At 41.7% G+C, this 24,697-nt stretch carries 23 protein-coding genes; 1 reads left to right on the top strand and 22 read right to left on the bottom strand.

Annotation, left to right across the window (positions count from 1 at the left end; genetic code table 11):
- Positions 1 to 18 precede the first annotated feature (18 nt).
- The 19 genes from V5M37_RS11915 to V5M37_RS11825 form a co-directional block, all read right to left on the bottom strand.
- The gene (locus V5M37_RS11915; RefSeq protein WP_423802109.1) at positions 19 to 1,551 is read right to left on the bottom strand and encodes a class I adenylate-forming enzyme family protein; all 1,533 of its coding nucleotides are present in this window, start codon (positions 1,549 to 1,551) and stop codon (positions 19 to 21) included.
- A gap of 93 nt (positions 1,552 to 1,644) precedes the next feature.
- The gene (locus tag V5M37_RS11910) at positions 1,645 to 2,790 is read right to left on the bottom strand and encodes an acyl-CoA dehydrogenase family protein (protein ID WP_423802108.1); all 1,146 of its coding nucleotides are present in this window, start codon (positions 2,788 to 2,790) and stop codon (positions 1,645 to 1,647) included.
- A 30-nt stretch (positions 2,791 to 2,820) separates the two neighbouring features.
- Positions 2,821 to 3,609 carry a crotonase/enoyl-CoA hydratase family protein gene (locus V5M37_RS11905; protein ID WP_423802107.1) on the bottom strand — a complete coding sequence of 263 codons (789 nt, stop codon included), beginning with the start codon at positions 3,607 to 3,609 and terminating at the stop codon, positions 2,821 to 2,823.
- Positions 3,609 to 4,469 (bottom strand): crotonase/enoyl-CoA hydratase family protein, encoded by an 861-nt coding sequence (locus V5M37_RS11900; protein ID WP_423802106.1) that lies wholly within the window; start codon positions 4,467 to 4,469, stop codon positions 3,609 to 3,611. The genes V5M37_RS11905 and V5M37_RS11900 overlap by 1 nt, the downstream gene beginning before the upstream one ends.
- A gap of 55 nt (positions 4,470 to 4,524) precedes the next feature.
- Positions 4,525 to 5,736: an acyl-CoA dehydrogenase family protein gene (locus V5M37_RS11895; protein WP_423802105.1), complete on the bottom strand. Its 1,212-nt coding sequence runs from the start codon at positions 5,734 to 5,736 to the stop codon at positions 4,525 to 4,527.
- Between the two features lie 38 nt (positions 5,737 to 5,774).
- Positions 5,775 to 6,233 carry a hypothetical protein gene (locus V5M37_RS11890; RefSeq protein ID WP_423802104.1) on the bottom strand — a complete coding sequence of 153 codons (459 nt, stop codon included), beginning with the start codon at positions 6,231 to 6,233 and terminating at the stop codon, positions 5,775 to 5,777.
- A gap of 10 nt (positions 6,234 to 6,243) precedes the next feature.
- The gene (locus V5M37_RS11885; RefSeq protein WP_423802103.1) at positions 6,244 to 7,278 is read right to left on the bottom strand and encodes a phosphotransferase family protein; all 1,035 of its coding nucleotides are present in this window, start codon (positions 7,276 to 7,278) and stop codon (positions 6,244 to 6,246) included.
- 40 nt (positions 7,279 to 7,318) lie between these two features.
- Positions 7,319 to 8,383 carry a phosphotransferase family protein gene (locus V5M37_RS11880; RefSeq protein ID WP_423802102.1) on the bottom strand — a complete coding sequence of 355 codons (1,065 nt, stop codon included), beginning with the start codon at positions 8,381 to 8,383 and terminating at the stop codon, positions 7,319 to 7,321.
- Between the two features lie 13 nt (positions 8,384 to 8,396).
- Entirely contained in the window at positions 8,397 to 9,956 is a 1,560-nt protein-coding gene (locus tag V5M37_RS11875) for an acyl-CoA synthetase (protein WP_423802101.1), read from the bottom strand.
- 392 nt (positions 9,957 to 10,348) lie between these two features.
- Entirely contained in the window at positions 10,349 to 11,122 is a 774-nt protein-coding gene (gene fadH / locus V5M37_RS11870; RefSeq protein ID WP_423802100.1) for a 2,4-dienoyl-CoA reductase, read from the bottom strand.
- A gap of 86 nt (positions 11,123 to 11,208) precedes the next feature.
- Positions 11,209 to 11,589, bottom strand: coding sequence for a MaoC/PaaZ C-terminal domain-containing protein (locus tag V5M37_RS11865; protein WP_423802099.1), 381 nt, complete (start codon positions 11,587 to 11,589; stop codon positions 11,209 to 11,211).
- Positions 11,590 to 11,601: 12 nt separating this feature from the next.
- Complete coding sequence (locus V5M37_RS11860) at positions 11,602 to 12,009, bottom strand: FAS1-like dehydratase domain-containing protein (protein WP_423802098.1); 408 nt, start codon at positions 12,007 to 12,009, stop codon at positions 11,602 to 11,604.
- Between the two features lie 10 nt (positions 12,010 to 12,019).
- A complete protein-coding gene (locus tag V5M37_RS11855; RefSeq protein WP_423802097.1) occupies positions 12,020 to 13,204 on the bottom strand; it encodes an acetyl-CoA acetyltransferase in 1,185 nt (394 codons plus the stop codon).
- A 1-nt stretch (position 13,205) separates the two neighbouring features.
- Positions 13,206 to 14,618, bottom strand: coding sequence for an OB-fold domain-containing protein (locus tag V5M37_RS11850; protein ID WP_423802096.1), 1,413 nt, complete (start codon positions 14,616 to 14,618; stop codon positions 13,206 to 13,208).
- A 99-nt stretch (positions 14,619 to 14,717) separates the two neighbouring features.
- A complete protein-coding gene (locus tag V5M37_RS11845) occupies positions 14,718 to 16,268 on the bottom strand; it encodes a long-chain-fatty-acid--CoA ligase (RefSeq protein WP_423802095.1) in 1,551 nt (516 codons plus the stop codon).
- 22 nt (positions 16,269 to 16,290) lie between these two features.
- Complete coding sequence (locus V5M37_RS11840; protein ID WP_423802094.1) at positions 16,291 to 17,064, bottom strand: enoyl-CoA hydratase/isomerase family protein; 774 nt, start codon at positions 17,062 to 17,064, stop codon at positions 16,291 to 16,293.
- A 121-nt stretch (positions 17,065 to 17,185) separates the two neighbouring features.
- Positions 17,186 to 18,358: an acyl-CoA dehydrogenase family protein gene (locus V5M37_RS11835; protein ID WP_423802093.1), complete on the bottom strand. Its 1,173-nt coding sequence runs from the start codon at positions 18,356 to 18,358 to the stop codon at positions 17,186 to 17,188.
- A gap of 45 nt (positions 18,359 to 18,403) precedes the next feature.
- Positions 18,404 to 19,597 (bottom strand): acyl-CoA dehydrogenase family protein, encoded by a 1,194-nt coding sequence (locus V5M37_RS11830; protein ID WP_423802092.1) that lies wholly within the window; start codon positions 19,595 to 19,597, stop codon positions 18,404 to 18,406.
- A gap of 66 nt (positions 19,598 to 19,663) precedes the next feature.
- The gene (locus V5M37_RS11825) at positions 19,664 to 20,449 is read right to left on the bottom strand and encodes an enoyl-CoA hydratase (protein ID WP_423802091.1); all 786 of its coding nucleotides are present in this window, start codon (positions 20,447 to 20,449) and stop codon (positions 19,664 to 19,666) included.
- A 297-nt stretch (positions 20,450 to 20,746) separates the two neighbouring features.
- On the opposite strand from V5M37_RS11825, the gene V5M37_RS11820 reads away from it, so the two are divergent.
- On the top strand, positions 20,747 to 21,343 hold the full coding sequence (locus V5M37_RS11820) for a TetR/AcrR family transcriptional regulator (protein ID WP_213115925.1): 597 nt from the start codon (positions 20,747 to 20,749) through the stop codon (positions 21,341 to 21,343).
- Between the two features lie 43 nt (positions 21,344 to 21,386).
- On the opposite strand, the gene V5M37_RS11815 is transcribed toward V5M37_RS11820, so the two are convergent.
- The 3 genes from V5M37_RS11815 to V5M37_RS11805 form a co-directional block, all read right to left on the bottom strand.
- The gene (locus V5M37_RS11815) at positions 21,387 to 22,958 is read right to left on the bottom strand and encodes an acyl-CoA synthetase (RefSeq protein ID WP_423802090.1); all 1,572 of its coding nucleotides are present in this window, start codon (positions 22,956 to 22,958) and stop codon (positions 21,387 to 21,389) included.
- A gap of 98 nt (positions 22,959 to 23,056) precedes the next feature.
- Positions 23,057 to 24,235, bottom strand: coding sequence for an acyl-CoA dehydrogenase family protein (locus V5M37_RS11810; protein WP_423802089.1), 1,179 nt, complete (start codon positions 24,233 to 24,235; stop codon positions 23,057 to 23,059).
- 23 nt (positions 24,236 to 24,258) lie between these two features.
- Positions 24,259 to 24,663, bottom strand: coding sequence for a PaaI family thioesterase (locus V5M37_RS11805; RefSeq protein WP_423802088.1), 405 nt, complete (start codon positions 24,661 to 24,663; stop codon positions 24,259 to 24,261).
- Positions 24,664 to 24,697: the final 34 nt, after the last annotated feature.

Here is a 24,697-nt window from a genome sequence, read left to right as displayed (position 1 = left end):
TATTTTTTAAACATTAATTCAATGTTGCGATGCAACCGTTTTGTAATTCTCTCTTAATTGATATTTCAAGACTTTCCCCGAAGTGTTTCGTGGAAGTTGGTTGATTTGATAGATGATTCTTGGAATTTTATAACCTGCGAGTTCTTCCCGGCAGAATTGCTGTAATTTTTCTTGATTCATTTGTTTTCCTTCTTTCAGAACGATAACTGCTGCTACCGTTTCACCCCATACTTCATGCGGAACACCAATAACCGCTGCTTCTAAAATATCAGGATGTTTGTAAAGAACGTGTTCAACCTCAGTAGAGTAGACATTTTCTCCACCGGAAATAATCATATCTTTTTTCCTGTCTACTAGGGTAATGTAGCCATCTTCGTCTATTTTTGCGAGATCACCAGTATATAGCCAGCCATTCCTAAGGACCTTTGCTGTTTCTTCAGGTTTTTTATAATAACCCTTCATGACGTTTTCACACTTAATTATAAACTCACCAACTTCACCAGGCTTTACATCTTCACCGTTTTCATCCACCACTTTTGCATCAGTACCATAAGAAGCCCTTCCAGAAGTGCCAAACTTTGTTTTGTGTTCTTCTGGCAATAGATATACTCCTCCAGGACCACCCTCCGTTTGACCGCACATATTATAAAATTGATCCGTCTGAAACATCTCCATTGCTTGTTTCAATAGGGCTGTTGGCATTGGGGCTGCCCCATATCCGCACCGTTTCACACTGGATAAATCAAATTGCTCTCTATTCGGAACCTGCAGCAAAAAGTTATACATAGTCGGAACTCCAAAGAATAGGCTGATTTTGTATTGATCAATATCCTTTAAGGTCTGTACTGGATTAAATTCCTGGCGGACAATTTGTGTACAGCCAAGGATTGAACCAGGGACAAGGAATAAATTCAATTGTGCACAATGGAATAGCGGGGCAATATGAAGTAGTTGATCCTCCGGTCCCATTTTAAATGTAATGATGATTCCTAGAGCCACATGGATAACGCGGTGATGATCCAGGACCACTCCCTTTGGCAGCCCGGTTGTTCCTGAGGTATAAAGAATTTCGGCATCATCCGATTCAAAGACTTCCCGCTCAGGATTTTCTACAACCGAGCTTTGGAACGCGGATAATTGGATTTGGTTCTCTCTTTTATTCGACCCCGCAATAACCTGAAACTGGATCTTGTCGTTTCCTTCAGAAGCTTTATGAACGACCTCTGCCAAATCCTCATCGGCAAAGACAATTATCGAATCGGAATCGTCCAAAATATAACTGGCTTCTTTGGCAGTTAAGCGAAAGTTTACAGGAACAGCGACCCCGCCGGCTTTTAAAATTCCATAATAAATAAAACAGAATAAATCTGAGTTTTTCATCATTAAGGCAATCTTATCGCCTCTCTTTACCCCATAGCTAATGAGAGCGTTGGCAATACGATTCACCTGTTCATTATATTCCTTATACGTATATACACTTTCATTAAAGATGATAGCTGTTTTGTCTGGCTGGTATCTGGCATTCCGCTCAAGTGCTTCAAAAAGATTCACTTCATATTCCTCCCACATTCAAATACATACACATGTATAATAGAAGAAAAAGGGGTGGTGACTTTAGTTCACACTCACCCCTGCAATATCAGCTTATAACCCCAAGTTCTTAGCAATAATTGTTTTCATAATCTCATTGGTGCCAGCATAAATCGAACCTACTGCCACATCCCGGTATCTTCTGGCAATCTCGTATTCTTCCATATAGCCGTAGCCGCCGTGCAGCTGCATACAGTCATTGGCAACACTCTTGGCAAGGTCCGTCAGCCACCATTTTGCCATTGAGACTTCATTGACCACATTCTTTTTCTCCATATGGTCGGTGATCAACTGGTCGACAAAGGTTTCGCCAATTTTGATCTTGGTGGCCATTTCGGCAATCTTAAACTGGGTATTTTGGAATTTGCTGATAGGTTTTCCAAATGCCGTCCGCTGCTTGACATACTCAATGGTCATCTCCAGCATATGTTTGCTGGCAGTAATGCTACCGATTGCCAGCATTAAACGTTCCTGCTGCAGCTTTTGCATGAGATAATAAAAACCTTTACCTTCCTCACCAATTAAATTTCCCTTCGGCACAACCGCATCCTCAAAAATAAGCTCAGAGGTATCATTGGAATGCTGCCCCAATTTACGAAGCTTTTTGCCTTTTCGAAAGCCAGGGGTTCCTTCTTCCACCACAATTAAGCTAATTCCTTTATGCTTCGGTACAGCAATTGGGTCTGTTACACATACAACGATAACGAAGTTAGCTGAATATCCATTGGTAATAAATGTTTTTTCACCATTGATAATATAATTGTCCCCACTTTTAATCGCGGTTGTTTTTACCCCAGCCAAATCAGAGCCAGTCCCCGGTTCGGTCATGGCGATAGCCGAAATCATATCCCCGCTGACCGCTTTTGGGAGCCATCTTTGCTTTTGCTCTTCAGAAGCAAATTCGGCAATATAAGGAATAACGATATCATTATGAAGTCCGATTCCGCTTGCTCCCGCGCCAACCTTATCTAGTTCTTCGGTAATGACAACGGAATAGCCAAAGTCAGCGCCCGACCCTCCATACTTTTCATCCACCCATGGACAAAGGAAACCTTGTTCTCCGGCTTTTTTCCAAAATGACTTAGGTACCTGCTTGGCTTCCTCCCATTCTTCGAAATAAGGGTATGCTTCCTTCTCTAAAAATTTTCTGAAGGATCTTCTAAAAATTTCATGCTCTTCTGATAGATATGATTTTGCCATTACAGTACCTCCTTATTTTTTAAAGTCAATTTATTGTCCCGACCAATTTGGCTTCCGTTTTTCGGCAAAGGCACGAGGACCTTCTTTCGCATCCTTACTTGCAAAAACTTGACTTGTGTATTCATTATTGATAGACCAGCCTTCCGGAGGAAATGTCATGGAAGTGTCTAATCCACGGTAGACAATTTCTTTACTCGCATTCACAGCCAGCGGAGCATTGCAAATAATTTCCTCTGCCAGCTGAATCGCGGCATTAAGGACTTGATCATGCGGGACAACTTCGTTCACCAGCCCCCATTGTTTTGCTTCTTCCGCAGAAATAGGATTTCCTGTTAGAATGACTCGCATTGCCACCTTCAAAGGAATTTGTCTCGGCAGCCGCAATAGTCCTCCTCCTCCGGCAATAAGACCCCTTTTTACTTCCGGAAGCCCGAATGATGCCTTTTCAGAGGCGACAATTAAATCGCAGGCTAAGGCAATCTCCGTACCGCCGCCCAGGGCAAATCCGTTCACCGCAGCAATAACAGGCTTTGAGATATGATGTCGCACAATCCCGGCAAATCCCCATTCCTTCATTTCGTCTGTTGTCGAAAATCCCCCAGCTCCTATTTCCTTTAGGTCAGCACCTGCCGAAAAGGCGCGCTCGCCAGCCCCGGTTAAAATGGCCACCCAAAGATCAGGGTCCTCATTAAACTCCTTTAACGCTGTTCCTGTTTCTAGCCAAAGACGGCTGTTAACAGCATTCATGGCTTCCGGCCGGTTAAAGGTAATCACAGCAATTCGGCCTATTTTTTCTACTATAATAGCTTGATAGTCCATTATGATTCTCCTTCATTATTCGTTTTCCACCACGGATAAAAGCTAGGAAGATCAGTGCTGACCTTCATTGGGAAGTTTGGTTTTCTTTTTTCAAAAAATGCCGTGATTCCTTCTTTTACATCGGCCTGCTGCCCGGTCCAATGAATCATTTTGGATTCAACTTTGTGTGATTCGTAGGGATGGCTTGCACCCAGCATCTTCCACATTAATTGCCGTGACAAGGTGACAGAAATGGCAGATGTATTTTCGGCAATTTCTTTCGCAATCGCTTCAGCAGCCGGAATAAGCTCTTCAGGGGAAACCACCTGACTCACTAAACCAATTTTTAATGCTTCCTCTGCCGGAATAATCTTCCCAGTATAAACAAGCTCAGCTGCTTTACTGATGCCTACTACTCTAGGTAAAAACCAACCGCTGCATGCTTCCGGGGTAATGCCGCGTCTGCTGAAAACAAATCCGATTCTTGCATTCGATGATGCAATCCGGATATCCATTGGCAAGGTCATGGTCGCCCCCACCCCGACAGCTGGACCATTGATGGCAGCGATGATTGGCTTTTTCAATTCATAGATTCGTAAACTTAACATTCCTCCGCCGTCCCGGTATTCCTCGATGGAAGCCTCCTTATTTTCAAATGTGCTAGTGCCGCTTCCTAAATCCGCACCTGCACAAAATGCCTTTCCGTCTCCGGTGATAATGATAGCTCTTACATCATCATTGGCATCTGCTTCATCAAACACTTGAATAAGTTCGGTTAGCATTTGATGATTAAAAGCATTTAAATTCTCCCTGCATAGGGTAATCGTCATGATTTTATCTTTGACTGTTGTCTTTAACGTTTCAAACTGAACTGTTTGCATTCTAATCACCTCAATAATTTTTATATTAAAATACTCATTTCATGTCGATGTCTTTTTAAAAATTGGCAGGGTCCCAGCTTTCCTCTTGTTGGTATTTTCGTAAAATACGGCGCGCGATGGTAGCAGTATGCGCCTCATCAGGTCCATCATAGATTCTGGCGTATCTAGCTTCCCGGTACATTTTCTCTAATGGTGTATCGGCGGTGACCCCTAATGCACCGTGTACTTGAATCGCGCGGTCAATCACATCATGAAGAACCTTTGCTCCATATACTTTTATCATCGCGATATCAATCCGGGCATCTTCTCCCCTGTCGATTTTTCTTGCAGCTTCAAGTGTCATCAGGCGTGCCGATTGGATTTCAGTTGCGGAATCAGCAATAAATTTTTGAATCATCTGCTTTTCTGATAAAAGAGAGCCATGAGCATATCGGTTTAAGGCCCGATTACACATCAAATCAAAAGCTCTTTGGGATTGACCCAGCCACCTCATGCAATGGTAGATTCTGCCGGGACCCAGTCTTTTTTGGGCAATGACAAAACCTTCTCCCCTCCCACCTAATAAGTTTTCCTTTGGAACCCTGACATTTGTTAAACGGATTTCGCAGTGGCCGCCTGAGGTATGTCCCATCGTCGGCACTACTCTATCAATCTCATAACCAGGTGTATTTGTCGGAACAATGATCATCGATGCTCTTTTGTGGCGGTTTGGTTCCTCAGGTTCGGTCACACAAAAAACGGTGGTAAATGCAGCACGGTTAGCTCCGGTAGTGAACCATTTATGGGCATTAATGACCCATTCGTCTCCGTCCAAGTATGCTGTGGATTGTATTAATGTTGGGTCGGATCCGGCCACATTAGGCTCAGTTAATCCTACAGATGGATTGATTTCCCCATTCACCATAGGATATAACCATGTTTTCTTCTGCTCTTCTGTTCCAAACAGATTTAACATCGTCCCGTCCTGGGCAGTATGGGTACCTAAAGCGAACATGGCAGCTTCGGAACGGCCAATCACTTCATTTATATAGACGTAGTCCATAAATTTCATACCGCCGCCGCCAATCTCTTTCGGAAGGCCTAAAGCCCATATCCCCGCTTCCTTTGCAAGGGCTTGTAATTCCTTAAGGACCCGCCTTCCTTCTTCCTCGCCTTTTTCAATGACGGTTTCTACCGGAATGACATTTTCATCGATAAACCTTCTAACCTTATTACGAATCTCCATCACATGGGGACTAATACCGAATTTTTGTTCAATCCCATTCAAAATACTTTCCCTCCTATCGGTCATGTTATTTCTCTTGTTTAACGAACTAGTGCCATTTCAATGGTTAACTGCTCCCGAATCCTCTTTCTTAAAGGAAAAATGTACTTGGATTCTATTGCTCTGTTAGCTGCATTTTCCTTATATAAAAAGCGAAGAAGGCGGCATTGAATTTCATTCAATTGTTTCCATTTTTCAGTTACATCCTCAATAAACACTGTTTCTTCCAAGGCGGAATCCAACTCTTCCACCCAATTAAAGGCAGAAGTCTCCCTTGAATCTGACCGTATCGCTTGTAAAAATTCTTCAACAGTTTGATTGATTAGCGTAATTAACTGTTCTTTCGGTTTCGTATTTTCAATAGTATTGGTATCCACATTTTTTAAAACAGAAAGCAAGGCAATGGCTTGTTCCTTTGCCATGCCGCTGGTGAGATTAGGAATGATTACATCTTTTATCACATCGTTGGCGGTTTTTAACGTAAAAGATTTATCGAACATCATTTCCCCCCTAGTAGCCTAATAATTCGGCAACCATATTCCTCATCAATGGCCAGCGATAGCCTTGCCGGGCCATCCGAAGATCCTTTGTTTCTCCTTTTGCAAACGACGTCCCAGCCGATTGGGAGATAAGAACAAACCTAACTTGATGGTATACCTCATAATAATGAAGCACCTTTTCCTCTACCCTTAATCCGGTTAGCTCACTATACGTATCCAAAAACAGCTGTCTATCAATTAGGTAACACATCAGCGGAGAATCCATCCGGTTCGATTTGGCACAAACATAGGCAACGTCTGCCATGGGGTCTCCGATTTCGGCTGCTTCCCAATCCAGTATCCCCATGATTTCATTGTGGCTATATAACAAATTACCGGTTCGGTAATCATTATGTATGAGGGAATACCTTTGGGCAGCTGGCTTATGTGCCTTTAACCATTCCAACGCATCAACCATTACCGGGTCGGGGCTGATTTGGTAGCGGTAATACATTTCCTCTAAACCTATTAATTTTTCATCAATAAATCCGTACTCTCCTTTGGGTTCGTCAAAGTCCTCCGTAAAGCCGGCTCCTCTATAATCAATAAGGTGCAATTTCGCCAAATACTGGACAAAATGAAAAGGAATATCCCCTTCTTCATTGGCTCTTTTAAAAAATAATTGCCCCTCCTTTGACCAAGGTACGTAACTGTTTCCGTGTAGTTTATCCATTACAAAAAACGGTCCGCCGAGAATCGATTCATCTGTTTCATACCAGTAAACTCCCGGGATAGGCAGATCGCAATTTTTACTTAAACGATCCAAATACTTGAACTGTAGAAAAAAATTTCTGTTCTCTCTCATTAACCCGCCTTTATTCTGTTTGCGAACCGCAAAGCCTTTTTTCTGTACCCCGCTCGCGGTTTCCCAGTGGACATCGAAAATAAAGGCTTCATCGGACCATCCTGCGGAAGGCTGGGAAAACTCCTGAATTTCAACATTTTTTGCCCCTTTAATTTTCGATTCAAAATAAGCTTTCAATGAGAGTTTTATTTCTTCTGCCAACAGCACCCCACCTTTCATCATTTACCAAAAATTCCTACATTCATTTCTTGAGAGTATTTTCCAATGCCCAATCCGTTAAATTCTTGACAAAGATATCAAGCTGCGCAAATCTTTCATCCTGGGTTTGTCCTTTCTTCCACCGGTAATACATTTGTTGGGCAATGACGACGTGCTTGAAGTAGCCAAAAACCATGTAATAATACATTTTCGAAACATCGCGCCCACTTTTCTTAGAGTAGGCTTCAATAAATTCATTTCTTGTCATGAAACCCGGCCTAAGAGTAATTGGGTTTGACAGTTGCTGGTTTTTGAAAAATTCAGGATCATCATGGTCGAACCATAAAACCAGTGCAGATGCAAGGTCATTAAGTGGATCGCCGACTGTACTCATCTCCCAATCGAGAATGCCTGCCAATTGACCTAATTGATTCTTAGAAAACAAGACATTTTTTAAGTGAAAATCATAGTGTATGAACGTTGCCGGCTGAGAAACGGGCCTGTTTTCGATAATCCATTTTATTAGCCGTTCCATTCCGGGAATTTCTTCTGTTTTTACGTTTTGATAACGGCCAATCCAGCCATGTACCTGTCGTTCTAAAAATCCTTGCGGACGTGTTAAGTTAACGAGATTAGTGTTCTTATAGTCTATTTCATGAATGGCAGCCAAGGTATTTACCATAGAATGAGAAACCTCATTAAAAAGGGCTGGATTTCCATCTTCATGATTTGGAAGTGCTTGATCCAGCAATACACCATGTAGACGCTTCATACAATAGAACGGTGCCCCAATAATAGATTCATCATCAATAAAAAAATAAGGCTTGGGTGCAAGGGAAAATATTGGACTAATTGCATCCAACACTTTAAATTCGCGTTTCATATCATGTGCTTTTGTATTAACTGGACCAAGAGGTGCCCTTCTTAGGACACCCTCCCAGTCTCCGATACTGATTAAATACGTTAAATTTGATTTTCCGGCACTAAATTGTTTCACTGTCATTGGGTCACTGCTTAAGTTTGGGAGCCTTTTTCTAATTAGCTCTTCAAGCTTGGAAAGATTTAATTCTTCGCCTTCGCGAACAGGGATTGTATCTTGTATATTCATGGGTAATTGCTCCTTAGTTCATTTTTACTTCTTTTTCCCTCAATACCCGTTTTAGTATTTTCCCAGATGGATTCCTTGGCAGTTCATTTAGAAACTCCACATATTTCGGCTTTTTATAAGAGGCTAAGTGGGTGAGGCAATGTTGAATCACCTCTTGCTCCGTTAAACTTTTACCGTTTTTAAGAACGATGTATGCCTTGACACTTTCACCCCACTTCGGGTCCGGGACACCCACAACAGCAGCTTCGAAGATTGCATCGTGCTTGTGAAGTGCTGCCTCAATTTCTGCGGGATAGATATTTTCCCCACCACTGATGATCATGTCTTTACTGCGGTCGACCACATATATAAATCCTTCATCATCCTGGCGGACTAAATCTCCGCTGTGGAACCAGCCGCCGCGGAAAGCCTCTTCTGTTGCTGCCGGATTTTTATAGTACCCCTTCATCACAGTCGGCCCGCGATAAATAATTTCACCAATTTCCCCGACTGGAACATCATTCATGTTTTCGTCGATAATCCGTACTTCCACATTCATAACAGGTTTTCCCACTGAATTCGTTTTCCTAAGTGAATCCTGCGGCAACAAGCAGGTGGTTGTGGGGCTCATTTCGGTCTGGCCAAACGCATCAAAGATTCCGGCATTCGGAAAATGCTTCATCATTTTATGCTTTACTTCCAACGGGCAAATGGCTGCCCCCGTTGAGCACCTTTGCACTGACGTTAAATCGTAATCCTCAATATTGGGAACATGCAGGACTAAATTCCACATAGCAGGCACCATAAAAAGACCGTTTATTTTCTCGTGGTGAATGGTGTGCAGGACTCCCACTGGATTAAACTCTCGATGAATCACTGTCAATCCGCCAACTGTACAGCTAATTAGAACATTTCCAACACCAGCGATATGAAATAAAGGTGTTATGACTAGTTGTTTAGAACCTCTTTCAATTTTGGAATCCACAACGCTGTTCAGCGCACTTAACAACAAGTTCTTGTGAGTCAACACGGCTCCTTTTGGCTTGCCGGTAGTTCCGGATGTATAACAAATCATGCAGGCATCGTTTTCTTCGACTTGCCCATCAATACTTTGGTATGGTATTTCCGAATGATAAATAGTTTCGTATGGAATCAATTCCATCGAATTCACTTTCCCGACTACAACAATCTTTTCTACGTTTGGAAGTTCTTGTCTGATCGATAGAATCATATCCTGGTATTCTTCTTCAATAAATAAAACCTTAGTATCAGAATGATTAATAATATAAACAAACTCCTCGGGCGCGAGCCTAAAATTAATCGGAACACTGACACACCCGGCAGACGCCGTCGCAAACATGACTTCAACAAAAGCAAGATTATTTTTAAAGATGATCCCTACCTTATCACCGATTTCTAGACCTTGCTGCTGGAGCCAGCCAGCCAAATGCAAAGTCTTCTTTTCCAGTTCAAGATAGGTAAGTCTTTCATCACCGTAAATGAATGCCTCTTGATTAGGTGTTTTATGGGCGGCCCTTCTGATTAATTCCCCTACTAATAACTGCCGTGACATTTGTAAACTTGTTGTTGTCAATGTCCTTCACTCCTCTATAGTAAAAATTAATAACACCTGTTCTGAAAGCCCTTTCATTTGATGTTCCAATTTTAATGGGAGTCTATCTCTGAAGCTGTTAATAATTGATACTTGATTTGATATACATGAGGTGTGTTACAGAAAAACTAGTACTTAATATATGTAGGCAAATTTAAAGCTAGGAGAGATTGTAGAATGAACAGTAGGTTTCCTTTTCTTGAAGGGTGTCCCGCTGCAAGTTTATGCAGCGGGAATAGGCATAGATGACATTATTTATTGACCAATAAACGCTACTAAGTTATCTAAAAATTAAAATAATTCAACCATATTATATATCCTTTTTTTACCTTTGTCTACTCGAAAGTCAAAAATTGAATTATTATTGAATACTACTAAACTTCTTTTAAGCCAGAGTTATTTAACCATCTCGCACCGTCCACCGTAATGCATTCCCCGTTAATGTACTCTGCCTCAGGTGATAACAAAAAGTATGCTAGATTCGCAATTTCTTCCGCCTTGCCAAACCGTTTGAGTGGTACCTGATTGATGGCTTTTTGATAGCCATTTCCTGAGTCAATTAATCTGGCAACACCCTCAGTGTTTTCGATTGGTCCGGGTGCGATACAGTTTGCTCGAATCCCATATTTGCTCCCCCATTCTACCGCCAGGGTCCTTGTCATCGCTAAAATTCCTGCTTTTGCACTTGCAGCATGAACATTTCCTGGAGCAGCCCCCCAGGCAAAAGTAGCTACTATATTGAGAATGCTTCCTTTTTGGTTGTTCGCAATCCATTCTTTTCCGACTGCTTGTGTGCAATACCAAGTCCCATTTAAGTCGATATTTATGACGGCATTCCATCCATTTAGTGAGAGGTCTTCAGCAGCACAGATAAAATTACCTGCAGCATTATTAATTAGCGCATCAATACTTCCAAATCTTTCCTTTACAGCTTCCACCATTGCTTGGACGTTTTCTGGAATTCTTACATCCATTTGAAAATCTAAGACTTGGCCTTTGAAGGTTTCTATTTCCTGTTTAGCGTTTTTTAAACGTTCTGCATTCCGTCCAGTGATGACGACATTGGCCCCTTTGTTGGCGAACTTCTGTGCCATTGCTTTTCCAATGCCGCTGCCGCCGCCTGTAATAATAACCGTTTGCCCATTCATTCCTATCTCCCCCAATCATTTTTAAAAAAATTGATAAAAACAACAAAACCGACAACAAATATCGGTTCTGTCACATCAATCCAGGTTTATTTTCGAATTTCAAAAAATGATTGAACTTTTACCTCCCCAGTTTCATTAACAGCTGCCGCTTCGCAAAGCCAGCGATCATCTTGTTCTCCGATTACCTTGCCTTTTACAGTGATTCTTTCGCCAGGTCTAGTCATAGCTTTAAACCGGGAAGAAAATTTGAGGAGATCCTTTACAGAAAACCATTTCCCAATCGCCTGACCAACAAAACCCTTAATCAGCATCCCGTGAGCGATAACACCTCCGAGTCCCGCCTCTTCTGCAAAAGGGACGACCGTGTGAATCGGATTAAAATCGCCCGATGCCCCTGCATATCTGACTAATTGCGAATGGGTCACTTCTTCTTTTTGTACAGGTTCAAATTGATAGCCAACTTGCATCTTCTTCCCCTCCTAATGTCTTTCAATAACCGTTTGCCGACAAAGTAAAACAAGTTCACCATGCTGATTAAAAAACTCTTTTTTGATAATGACAAAATTCATTTTTGCTTTTGTATAGGCATCCTCGACGACCGAATGCACGGTTATCTCGTCTTCAGGTTTAATTTCTTTTAAATATTCATACGTTTGTTCACCGTGCAAAACCTTTTTTACATTTAAACCTAATAAATTTGCAGACGACCCTTTTCCTCCCCAAAATTCAATAACAGTTGGAAAAGTCGGGGGTAAACTTTCTCCATTTAAGTACTCATCCTTTAAGTCGCCAATAGCCAAAGCCAACTCCCGTATTTTTCCTCTTTCTACCTTAAAGGTAAAGGACTCCAGTTTCATTCCGATTTTATCCTGTAAATGAGTCGTCATAATATCCCTCCTACGATAATTCCTTTCCTACAATCGAAATAAATGATACACATTGCATAGGGGTTCCGCCTAAATTGTGGGTCAGACCGAGTTTTGGATTCTCAAGCTGCCGCTTACCCGCACGTCCCTGGAATTGCAAATACATTTCATAAAGCATGCGCAATCCGCTCGCACCAATTGGATGCCCGAAGGATTTTAAGCCCCCATCGGGATTTACAGGCAATTCACCGCTCAATTCAAAAACACCATTCAAGACATCCTTCCAGCCTTGGCCGCGTTCACTAAACCCTAAATCCTCATAGATTACTAATTCCGTAGGAGTGAAACAGTCGTGTACTTCAGCCATACTGATTTCTTGACGAGGATTTTTAATTCCTGCCTCCCTGTATGCAGCCTGGGCAGCCGCTACATTTTCCTTAATGGACGTAAAATCAAAATCCTGACGTAAGCGTCCATCTCCTGGGCCGGCAGCGATGGTCAACGCTTTTACATACATTGGGTCTTTTCGATATTTATGGGCATCCTCTGTCCGCACAATAATGGCGGCTGCCGCACCGTCGGCGACTCCAGAACAATCAAATACACCAAGTGGGGCAGCCACAAGCGGTGACTTCGAAATTTTTTCCATCGAAACTTCGCTACGATACTGAGCCTTTGGATTTAATGACCCATTGTAGTGATTTTTCCAGGCGATCCGTGATAAAACCTCTCTCCCTTGCTCTGGGGTTAAACCATACTTTTTAAAATAGGCAGGAGCCAGGAAAGAAAATGATGCAGGTGCAGAGATGTTCGGTGCGGTTCCATCACTTGGCGGGTTTGGTCTGGTAAGGCCGCTGTACCCGGAGTCCTTTAATTTTTCGACACCGATGGCAAGAACAATATCATAGGCACCGGATGCAACTGCATAGCAGGCATTACGAAAGGCTTCTGAGCCTGTAGCACACATATTTTCAACCCTTGTAACCGGAATATACTGGGTTTTTAACGGGCCGGATAATGTAATCCCTGCATAACCGGAAATCATCGTCCCAAGCCATGCTGCCTCGACATCTGTTGGTTCAATCCCGGCATCAGAAAAAGCTTCATAGGCTGCCTCCACTAGTAAATCCTCGACACTTTTATCCCAATGCTCGGCAAAACGTGTGCAGCCCATTCCAATCACGGCTACTTTATCGCTAATTCCCTTTCTGCTCATTTCAAACACCTTCCTTTTTCCTGATTGGCCGCGCTTTCCAGAAATAGTTGCTGATGCCGCCTGCTTCAAAGAGACGCCTGAATGTCATTTCGACTTCCATGCCAATTTCAATTTCTTTTGGGTTGCAATCCGTTACTTCGCAAATAATGCGCCCGCCATTGTCAAAATCAATGACTGCGACAATCATCGGCGGTGCCGGCGATGCAGCCAAATAATCCAGGGTGAAAGTTGTTACTTTTGCTGATTGTCCAACAAATCGATAATCCTCCATCTCATCCTTTGCCTGACATTGAACGCACACGCGTTGTTTTGGAAATTGTGCTGTACCGCATTTTCTGCACTTTGAACCAATGAATCCAAGGTTTTGCTGGTAGCCCCGGTGCAAAGCAGGTGCTGATGGGCGGTCGGTTGGCGGTCTGCGCGGCGGCTCTGTTTTAATAATCTCTCTCCACTTGAGATAATCACTATATAAAACCTCATCATTCTTAATGCTTACATATCCTTGCACCCCTTTACGTTTACCAAGTCGGAAAATCGCTTCGGTCACTTCGAATAAGAGCAAATCAAGCCCTTCCGCGAACGAAATCACAAGAAGCTGATCGCCTGGGTTTGCACCTTCCAATGCCGAAACAAGCATCATAGGCGCATGGGCATTACCGGTTAAACCTACGTTATCAAATAATGGATTTTGTACTTGTTGATTTGAAAAACCGAGGGCTTGCGCTGCCTGTAAATGGGCCCGGGTTGTTGGTCCAGAAATAATCACTTTAGAAATTGTTCCAATGGAGCGGTCATTTTTTTCCAAAAATGGGCTGACTGACTCCTTAACTTGCCTCATAAAGGCTGATGAACTTAGACGTTCCTCCCAGCTTTGCGTAAATAAATCAGATTGGCTCCGCCAATGACTAATGACTTCACCTTGAACGCTAGTATAATCGATCATGTTGGCAATGACATCCGGGCCGCTGCCGATGAAGAAAGCAGCAGCACCATCACCAAACCATTGTTCATTCTGGCCGGTTGGGGCGCCCGTTCGGCAATCCCCAGCAATAACGAGCGTATTTTCACCCGGTTTAGCCGCCATGAGGGCAGCCGTCCCGCTTCTTAATGAGGCTGCCGATTCCATTCCCCTGACACTCTCCCTTAAATTTAATGCTGCGGCAAGAGTAGGAATAGAGCCCTTTTCCCTGTATGGGGAACTTGTGGTTGCAAAATAAACAGCGTCTATTTGTTCAGGATTCATTTCTTGCAGGCAATCCATGGCTGCCTCCACACCCATGGAGACACTGTCTTCATCATAACCGGCAATTGCTTTTTCACCACCCATGGCGGGCTTCCCAAAAAACTCACCTATTCTCTTCCGCTTTAGGCGATTATATGGAATATATGCTCCGTATGAAATGATTCCATTCATTGTTTTTTTCCACTCCCTTTTCTCTCTCAAAATATTTAAACGGAAACGGCTGGGCTTTTTTTCGATTGCATTAATGGTACATAACTTGATTGTTTGCTATTAAATTTGCAATTTAGTTTTATACTCTTCGACTAGATGTCGGCGCAATATCTTTCCCACGATCGTCTTTGGCAGGGCGTCCCGGAATTCAACCGTTCTTGGAATTTTATATCTGGCAATTCTGCCTTCACACCAGCTAAGAAATTCCTTTTCAGTTAAACTTTCACCTTTTTTCAAGACGATGACTGCCATTAATTTTTCACCTAAATAGGCATCTGGTACACCAAAGGCACAGGCTTCCTCTACCTTCGGGTGCTGGTAAAGAACCTCTTCTACTTCTGCAGGATAGATATTTAAACCTCCGGCAATAACCATATCCTTTTTTCTGCCCGATATATAATAGAATCCATCTTCATCCCGATAGGCAATATCCCCCGTGTAAAGCCAGCCATTACGGACAGTTAACATGGTTTCCTCGGGTTTCTTCCAATACCCCTTCATGACTTGCGGACCTTTTATGATTAGTTCTCCGTTTTCGCCAACAGGAACCTCTTCCAAACCAGTTTCCAAATCAACAATTTTTGAAACTGTTCCAGGAATCGGAACCCCAACACTGCCAATTTTACGTTTACCTCCTAAAGGAGTGCGGTGTGTGGATGTAGTTCCTTCCGACAAACCATATCCTTCAAAGATTTGCGCACCCGTTTTCCGTTCTAATTCTTTTAAGACTTCGATTGGCAGAGGCGCGGAACCGGAAACACAAATCTTAAAGCATGATAAATCATATTTTTCCAGATCAGGATGATTCAATAGCGCAATATACATTGTCGGGGAGCCTACCATGAAAGTCGGACGATATTGACGAATTAGCTCTAATACTCTAGTAGCATTAAATTTTTCAAGAATGATATAAGTTGCTGCCGTTCGAATCGCATTATTCATATTTGTCATTGCCATTGCATGGGTAAGAGGGGAAATTGCCAAGAACCTTTCTTCCCCCTCAAACATTACCGATGCCACTACTTCTCCGGATTGATGAATATTACAGACAATATTAAAATGGGTCAGCATAACGCCTTTGGATTTGCCTGTTGTTCCTCCTGTATACTGTAAGACGGCAATATCCTCTTTGGGATTAATATTCAGAGGCGGAAGTTCTAAGACTTTTTCCTTTAGCATTACTTGACTAGTTCCATTTTCATTTTCCGTAAAAATGATATGAACATTTTCAAACTTTTTTACCCTTGCTAGTTTTTCAGCCTGATTCCTGCCGCAAATAAACCATTTTGGCTCAGCATCATCAAGCATATATTCAAGTTCTGATGTTTGATATAATGGATTAACTTGGACAACAATACCGCCTAAACGCATTGCCGCATAGTAAGAAATCATATAATCAACACTATTAGGCAGCATTAAGCCGATTCGGTCCCCTTTATGAAAGCCCCTTCGATATAATACAGAGGCGAATGAATCCACTGTTTCCTTAAACCGTACATAATCCAGTTCAATCAGTCCATCTATGACTGCTAATCTATGAGGATATTTCTGAACAGATTGCTCCAGCATTTCATATATTGATAGCTGTGAAATTTCATTTATATTAAGCAAACTTCTGTTCTCCTCCTTATTATTAGTTGAACCTCGGTTTCCGTTTTTCGAAAAAGGCCCGTACGCCTTCCTTGAAATCTTCAGATTCGAAACATAGTCCTTGTGCGAAACCTTCCAATTCAAATGTTTCATTAATGTTTGCAAGAACACTTCTATTCACTAATTTCTTTGTTAAACCTGCAGCAAACCCTGGCCCTTCAGCAAGTCTCGAAGATATCTGATAGACTTCATCTTCGAAAGATTCATCCTCCACCACACGGTTGATAATTCCAAGACTCAGCGCCTGTTCAGCTGTCACTCTATCACCTAAAAGCATCAGTTCAAGAGCACGCTGTCTTCCAATTAATCGAGGCAGAAAGTAAATCGAACCTAGATCAGGAACCAGGCCAACATTCATAAAGCTTTGGACAAAAAATGAGGAGCGTTTTGCAATTATGAGGTCGCAAGCCAATGCAAGGCTGAAGCCTGCTCCTGCTGCAGCCCCATTAACAGCAGCAATAACAGGCTTTTCCAGGTCAATAATAGCCTGGATCATTTCATGTCCTGATTGCAATCTCAATCGGCCTTTAACTGCATCTATTTCTTTTAATGAACTTAAGTCACCTCCGGCGGAAAATGCTTTTCCCTCACCAGTTAACACAATGACTTTTATTTCATCGTTTTCTTTTACACTAGAGAAGAACTCTTTTAATTCTTTTCGTAGTGTGAGACCCAGTGCATTTCTCACATCAGGCCGATTGAGCTTAATCGTGCAAATTCCTTTATCAATCGTCACTTGAATGTCGTTAAAATCCATAGCATTCATCCTTTCCAGATTGAGATATTTCAAGAGTACAAATAATAAAAATTTAACTACAAAAGGCAAGCAACCAAATCTGGTAAACTTACCTTTTGCAAAACACCATTTTCTAATTTGATTAGGACATCAAAATTTCGGGAATGACATTTTCCGACCAGCCCAATTCAACTGCGATTTTTTCACGATGATATTCAGGCGATCCAAGATGATTTTCTAAGGAACGGGCCCGCTTTAGGAAAAGGTGGCAATCAAACTCCCAGGTAAAACCCATTCCCCCATGATTTTGGATATTTGCCCCAGCAGCTTTAATATAGGCTTCAGAAATAAAGGAACGGGCCATTGATACAGCTTCCGATAATTCTTCAGCATTGTTTTCCACTGCCCACGAGGCGTAATAGGACAAGGAACGGGAGCTTTCAAGAGCCAGTTTCATATCCACAATGCGATGTTTAACTGCTTGGAAACGCCCGATAGGTTGCCCAAATTGTTGCCGGGTCTTCGCATACTCGGTTGACATCTCCACAACACGCTCAATTCCACCTACCATTGTGGTGGCAAACGCAGCATTTAAATGGTTCAGACCTGTTTCCAAAATGGCCCATCCTTCGTTTTCTATACCTAACAGCTGTGTATTCGGCACCTTTACATCATGAAACGAAACATTGACCAGTTTTCTAGTTTCATCAATGCTTTGCAGTTCCTGCATGGTTAGGTTAGCCTGATTACAATCTACAAAAATCAAGGAAATTCCGTATTCAGCTTGGGAAGTACCGCCTGTCCGGACAGGAACAATAAGTGTATCAACAATGTCTGCATAAGGAACGAGTAGTTTCTTACCTTGCAATACATACTCATTGCCCCGTTGTTCGGCTTTTAGCTGGATGGCAGAAGGCGATAGCTCTCCGCTTTCTTCCAAAAGTGCCAGCGAAAACTTACGCTTTCCAGCAGCAATTTCAGGCAAATATTTCTCCTTCTGTTCCGCTGAACCGTAAGCTTCCAATAGCGGTACGGCAAAAGCCACTGTTTCAGGATAGGGACCCGGTACAACTGTACGGCCCATTTCTTCTAGAATTGGAACTAGTGATAGAGCTCCAAGACCTAATCCTCCATAGGTTTCTGAGATATTAATCCCCATAAAACCAAGGCTGCCTAAACCGTTCCATAAATCTTCAAGAACTTGTTTTTTCCCATTCATATAATTTCGGGGTATCGCCAAATCCCCCTTCGATTCTAAAAATTGTCTGGTTGTTTCTTGAAACATTAATTGTTCTTCATTTAATGCGAAGTCCATATAACCACCTCAATTTTTATTCTTTTATATACTCCTTGTAAGCTTTTAATATTTGATATCCTTTGGCAGACCTAGAATTCGTTCACCCACGATATTTTTTTGGATTTCAGATGTTCCGCCCTCAATGGTATAAGCAAATGACCGGAGGTATTCCTGCTGCCAATTTTGGTCGACGGATGCATCCCCCCTCCATAATGTACCGGATGCACCTTGGAGAGATATCGCATACGCTAACATTTCCTGCCCTAATTCACTTGAAGCAAGTTTATCCATCGAACCTTCCGGACCTGGACGTCCTGCACGAATAGTGTTGGTTAAGTGGCGGTAGTAATTGAACAATAGGGCTTTTGTTTTTGTCCGGAAAATGGCAAGATTTTGCCGAACCAGCGGGTCAGCGGCGAGGGGACGGCCATTCCTTTTCATTGATTTTGCCAATTCGACCAATTCCTCAAATTGTTTTTGCAGCCTGAATGTTTGTCTTGCTACCCCTACACGTTCATGACTTAGTAAAATCAAAGAAACTTTCCAGCCTTGATTAACCTCGCCAACGATATCCGCATCATAGGCGATGGCATCATTGAAGAACATTTCATTAAAATCACGGCGATCATTGATTGAACGGATTGTACGTGTTTCCACGCCCTCCTGATGCATATCAACTAGAAAAGCTGTAATTCCTTCATGTTTTTTTCCGGTATTTTCAGTACGGGCCAATAAAAAGCAGCGGTCAGCCAAATGAGCATAACTGGTCCAAATCTTTTGGCCGTTGATAATCCATTTATCGCCTTTTTTAACCGCCTTTGTTTGAATGGCAGCGAGGTCGGAACCTGCATTTGGCTCCGAGTAGCCTTGACACCAAATTTCTTCCCCATTTAATATTTTCTCGATATACCTCTCCTTCTGGTAATCGGTTCCAATTTGCAATAGAGTTGGGCCGACCATGGCTGTCCCTATAATATTTAACGCAGGCGGCGCTTTCACCCTTGCCATCTCCTGCTCGTAGATGACTTCCTGCATCAATGATGCACCTCTGCCGCCGTATTCCTTTGGCCAGGAAATTCCGGACCATCCACCTTCTGCCAGTTTTCGATACCAATCTCTCAAAAACGCTGCTTTTTGATTATCGTCCTCCGGAATGACTCGTTTTCCCTCAAGCCATCCTTCAGGCAGGTTTTCCTCTAGCCAAGCTCTTAGTTCTTTTTGAAACGCCAATTCTGATTCTGTGTACGCGAAATCCATTCGATTCAACCCCCATTTCAATTGGTTAATTATCAGAATATAATGATAAAAGTCTTTTTATATTATTTATTGATGTTTGAAGGATGGCGACCGTTTTTCAATAAATGCCTGGACTCCTTCGCGAACATCCTCGGTGCCGAATACTTCAGCAAAAAGTTCAGCCTCCAATTCTAATCCATCATCAAGGGAAGTATCGATTCCGTCATTTACAGCTTTCTTTATTCTGCTTAATGCCTGCAAGGAATAGCTGGCCATCTTTTTCGCCATGGAGATGGCTGTCTCCATCCCTTTCCCGCTTTCAACAACTTGATTAACCAATCCAATTTTAAGTGCTTCCTCCGCTGACAAAGGTTCTCCCAAAAACATTAATTCTTTTGCTTTGGAAGGTCCTATTAATCTAGGTAAACGCTGTGTTCCGCCGCCTCCTGGGAAAAGCCCTAATTTGACCTCAGGCAGTCCGATTTTTACATGCCCCTCAGCGATCCGAATATCACAGGTTAATGCCAGTTCACAGCCGCCGCCAAAAGCCAGTCCATTTAGCAGCGCAATCGTGGGTTTTGGGATTCGTTCAATAAAGTTCAATACGTCATGCGATTCTAAATTGTTTTTCTTTAATTGCTCTTTTTCCAACCCAAGTGATTGAGGGAATTCCTTGATATCGGCACCTGCCATAAATGCCCTGCTTCCCGCACCTGTTAAAATAGCAGCAATCACTTCGGAATCCTCCGCAACGGCGGTAAAAACCTCACCCAACTCTCTTGTTACCTCCTTGCTTAATACATTCATCGGTGGATTATCAATAGTGACGATGGCAACCCCTGCTAACTTTTCAATATGCACTAATTCTGCCAAAACAAAAACCTCCCTATCTTTTTTAATTTAAGCTTTGAGAACGTTTCCATTTATTACAATAATAGCAATTTTTAGATTATTTTACAATTTATTTATTTTTTAAATTTAAGTTCAGTTTTTCGTGAATGAATCTTGTTTTCTATATATATCTTTCACTTCGAAGTTTTAGTATAATACTTAAATAGGTTGATTTTTTAGAATAATTAATATACTATTTAAACTAATAGTAAAAAAATAAACTACGATTTAAATAAATAACTTAATTAATCATCATAAAAAGGGAGGGGAGTGAGTCATATGTCTTCATTTAGGGAACAAAAAATAGCAAAGAAAAAAAGGGAAATCCTACGTTCTGCTGCAGCCGTTCTTGCTGAAAAAGGGTACCATGGAACTACTATGGAAGAAATAGCAGCACAGCTTTTGATGACCAAAGGCTCCATGTATTATTATTTTAAAAATAAGGATGATATTCTATATCACTGCCATCAGATGATCATGGAATTGAGTCTTGAAAAAATCGAAGAAGTTGTAAACAGTGATTTAAACCCGATTGAAAAGCTGGAAAGTGCCATTAAAGCCCATATTCTGCTTTCAACAAAAGAAAAATCAATGTTTATGATCATGGATAAGCCATATCAAAAATTTACTGATGATCAATTGAATGAAGTTCTTGATGCCAGAAGAAATTACGCCCATTACTTTGACAAAATTTTAAATGAGGGCATTGAAAAGCAAGTCTTTGAAATTGATGATACAAAAATGGTTCGGATGATTATTCTAAGTGCCATCAACTATATCCAGCAATGGTATAACCAGGATGGTCCCCAAACGGGTGAAGAAATTGCAGAATCTTATGCTTCTAATCTTCTTAAAATGGTCGTTAAGAAAAGTTAAATCGTGGTGAAACCCTCCCTTTGCTCATTAGGGAGGTTTATTTTTAATGAATACCAAATTTTAAATTTTCTCCTCGCAATTCAGTTTTCAATACTTTTCCAGATGCATTCCGTGGCAGTGCAGCAATAAATTCTACCAATTTCGGCTTTTTATAGGATGCAAGATTCTGTTTACAATACTCTATAACTTCTTCTACCGTTAAACGCCGGCTTGGTTTCATCACAATAAATGCTTTGATGTTTTCACCCCATTCCGGGTCCGGAACACCGACCACGGCAGCTTCCAAAATATCAGGATGTGTATAAAGAACCTCCTCAATTTCTTTTGGATAGATATTTTCGCCGCCGCTGATCACCATATCCTTCTTACGATCGACTACATAAATGTACCCCTCTCCGTCCATCCGGACCAAGTCACCGCTGTGGAACCATCCACCTTTAAATGCCTCTTTGGTTGCTTCGGGATTTTTATAGTACTCTTTCATTAATGTCGGACCTTGGTAAACAATTTCCCCAACCTCACCCGGAGGAACGTCATTCATTTCGTCATCAACAATCCTGACCCGGACATTAATTGCTGGTTTTCCCACAGATGCTGTTTTTCTAATCGTGTCCTCGCCTGTCAAGTAAGTCGTCGATGGACTCATTTCAGTCTGGCCGAAGGCTTCGATTATTTTCCCATTTTTAAAGACTTCCATAATTCTTTTCTTTATTTCAACGGGGCATATAGCACCTCCTAAACCACAGCTAATCATAGTGCTTACATCATAGTCTAGTAGATTTGGTACTTGAAATAGAAAATTCCACATGGAAGGGACTAAAAACATCGCATTAATTTTTTCAGTTTCAATGGTTTTCAAGATTCTTTCTGGCTGGAATTCGCGTTGAATATAAATGGTCCCCTCCATCAAGCAGTTGCTTACTAATCGTGATAGTGCAGCAACGTGGAAAAGCGGTGGAACAACAAGTTCATTGATACCTCTTGGTGTTTGGCTATGAAAGGTTCTGTTCATTGCATTCAGATAAAAATTTTTATGAGTTAATACAGCCCCTTTTGGTTTTCCGGTTGTTCCAGAAGTGTAAATAATAGCGTGGGCATCATTGTCTTGTAGGTCTGTTGGAGGTGTATATTCAGAAGGTGAAGTAAATATTGATGTGTAGGCAACCATTTCATTTATGTGATTTTCTTGAATAGCACCATCTACGACAATCAATTGTACGTGTGGAAGCAAATCTAGGATTGGAGAAATAGTATCGTTAAACTCTTCTTCAACAAATAGTATTTTAATATCAGCATTATTTACGATATATTCGATTTCCTTGGAGACCAATCGAAAGTTGACAGGCACAAAAACTCCCCCTGCCAAACTCACAGCAAAATATAATTCAACAAATGACATTCCATTTTTAAATAAACAGCCAACTTTGTCGTTTTTACCAATTCCTTGTGCCTGCAACCAGCCAGCTAAATGCTCTGCATTCTTTAGAATTTCCCGGTATGTGGGTCTTCGGTTTTCATAAACAAATGCTTCACGGTTTGGGGCATTGTGAGCAGCGTATTTTAATGCTTCACCTATTAATAATTGCTGACTTGCAGAGACCATCAACTGATCCATATGTCTCCCCCATTATTTTTAAATAGTAAGTTAACAAGAGTAAAGAAAAGGATTTAAAGTAAAATCCTTTTCTTTATCTTTGTTAATAAGACTTCGTTTTATAATCCCAGTTGTTTAGCAATAATTACTTTCATGATTTCATTTGTGCCAGCGAAGATAGGTGAAACGGCAATGTCTCTGTATCTGCGGGCAATTTCATATTCTTCCATGTACCCGTATCCGCCATGGAGCTGCATGCATTCGCCTGAAATTCTTCTTGCCATATCCGTAATCCACCATTTGCCCATCGAAACCTCAGTTACAATATCCTCACCATTTTGATGTCTGACAATCAATTGATCGACAAAGGTACGGCCTAGCTGAACCTGTGTCGCAATTTCCGCAAGTTTAAATTGGGTGTTCTGAAACTTCCCAATCGGCTTTCCGAAAGCCTCTCTTTCTTTTACATATTTAAGTGTCAATTCCAGCATCCGTTCAGCGGCTACCTGACCGCCAATGGCAGCCAGTATTCGTTCCTGTTGGAGCTTTGTCATCAAATATCTAAAGCCTTTCCCTTCTTCGCCAAGTAAATTAGAAACCGGCACTTTTACATCTTCAAAAATGAGTTCGGCCGTATCCTGTGCATGCATACCAACCTTTTTCAATTTTCTTCCTCTGTAAAAACCAGGAGTTCCTCTATCCACTAAAATTAAACTAACTCCTTTGTGCGGCGGATTTGCATGCGGGTCTGTTTTGCATGCCACAACAATTAAATCAGAATGTATTCCGTTCGTGATGAATGTTTTTTGACCGTTAATAATATAGGATTCGCCATCTTTTACCGCAGTTGTACTAATATTGGCTAAATCGGAACCCGTTCCCGGTTCGGTCATGGCAATTGCCGTAATAATTTCCCCGCTTACGCAGCCCGGAAGATATTTCTGTTTTTGCTCTTCTGTTCCAAATGATTCCAAATAAGGAACGATGATATTACTATGTGTACTTGGACCAGAAAGACCTCCGCCAATTCGTGCGAGTTCTTCTGCAAGAATAATCGAAAGAGCAAAATCGCCGCCTGCACCGCCGTACTCTTCACTTACAGCAGGACATAAAAAACCATTTTCACCTAGTTTCGTCCAAAATGACCGGGGAACTAGTCGATCCTCTTCCCATTTTTCATAATATGGTATAGCTTCCTTCTCGAGGAATTTCCGTAAAGAATCCCGGAACATGACATGCTCCTCGGTAAAATAAGGACGGTCTTGTTTCAGCGGATTAAACGTTTTGGTTATGGTCATCTTTAATCCTCCATCTTTTTCAATTAAGTGTTACGTATTTTTTTAAATGTTCCTGTCGCCTTTGCAAAAACATGGCCATTTTCGTCTTCAATAGTACCCTCAGCCGTTACAATGCTTCCGCCTTCCTGGATAATCTTTGCCTTTGCCAGCATCGTTTCTCCATTAGCCACTGGTGCAAAGTAATTGATACTCGTGTTTATTGTAACTATTGGGAGCTTAACCACTGAACGGATCGTTGCACCCATTACAGAATCAAGCAAAGTAAAATACACCCCGCCATGGATAGCCTGATTCACATTTAAATGAGACGGTCTTGTGTCAAGCGAATAGACGACCTTGCCTTCCTCGAATTCTGCTAATTTTATCCCTAATAAATTATTAAATGGACTGTTTTCATAGATTTTTCTAATTTCTTCATTTGAATCCACTACCAAATTTTCCACCTCAATTTAAATATTTTCA

The organism is Neobacillus sp. SAB-20_R2A (genome assembly GCF_049568635.1).
GTDB lineage: Bacteria > Bacillota > Bacilli > Bacillales > Cytobacillaceae > Neobacillus > Neobacillus citreus.
Note: the sequence above shows the minus strand (reverse complement) of the source record. Positions and strands in the feature narration are given on the sequence as shown.

Bases quoted from the DNA above. Each gene is read 5' to 3' on its own strand.
- V5M37_RS11910 (WP_423802108.1), bottom strand. From the start codon at position 2,790: ATGGCAAAATCATATCTATCAGAAGAGCATGAAATTTTTAGAAGATCC.
- V5M37_RS11905 (WP_423802107.1), bottom strand. From the start codon at position 3,609: ATGGACTATCAAGCTATTATAGTAGAAAAAATAGGCCGAATTGCTGTG.
- V5M37_RS11900 (WP_423802106.1), bottom strand. From the start codon at position 4,469: ATGCAAACAGTTCAGTTTGAAACGTTAAAGACAACAGTCAAAGATAAA.
- V5M37_RS11890 (WP_423802104.1), bottom strand. From the start codon at position 6,233: ATGTTCGATAAATCTTTTACGTTAAAAACCGCCAACGATGTGATAAAA.
- V5M37_RS11880 (WP_423802102.1), bottom strand. From the start codon at position 8,383: ATGAATATACAAGATACAATCCCTGTTCGCGAAGGCGAAGAATTAAAT.
- fadH (WP_423802100.1), bottom strand. From the start codon at position 11,122: ATGAATGGGCAAACGGTTATTATTACAGGCGGCGGCAGCGGCATTGGA.
- V5M37_RS11865 (WP_423802099.1), bottom strand. From the start codon at position 11,589: ATGCAAGTTGGCTATCAATTTGAACCTGTACAAAAAGAAGAAGTGACC.
- V5M37_RS11860 (WP_423802098.1), bottom strand. From the start codon at position 12,009: ATGACGACTCATTTACAGGATAAAATCGGAATGAAACTGGAGTCCTTT.
- V5M37_RS11855 (WP_423802097.1), bottom strand. From the start codon at position 13,204: ATGAGCAGAAAGGGAATTAGCGATAAAGTAGCCGTGATTGGAATGGGC.
- V5M37_RS11850 (WP_423802096.1), bottom strand. From the start codon at position 14,618: ATGAATGGAATCATTTCATACGGAGCATATATTCCATATAATCGCCTA.
- V5M37_RS11840 (WP_423802094.1), bottom strand. From the start codon at position 17,064: ATGGATTTTAACGACATTCAAGTGACGATTGATAAAGGAATTTGCACG.
- V5M37_RS11835 (WP_423802093.1), bottom strand. From the start codon at position 18,358: ATGGACTTCGCATTAAATGAAGAACAATTAATGTTTCAAGAAACAACC.
- V5M37_RS11830 (WP_423802092.1), bottom strand. From the start codon at position 19,597: ATGGATTTCGCGTACACAGAATCAGAATTGGCGTTTCAAAAAGAACTA.
- V5M37_RS11820 (WP_213115925.1), top strand. From the start codon at position 20,747: ATGTCTTCATTTAGGGAACAAAAAATAGCAAAGAAAAAAAGGGAAATC.
- V5M37_RS11815 (WP_423802090.1), bottom strand. From the start codon at position 22,958: ATGGATCAGTTGATGGTCTCTGCAAGTCAGCAATTATTAATAGGTGAA.
- V5M37_RS11810 (WP_423802089.1), bottom strand. From the start codon at position 24,235: ATGACCATAACCAAAACGTTTAATCCGCTGAAACAAGACCGTCCTTAT.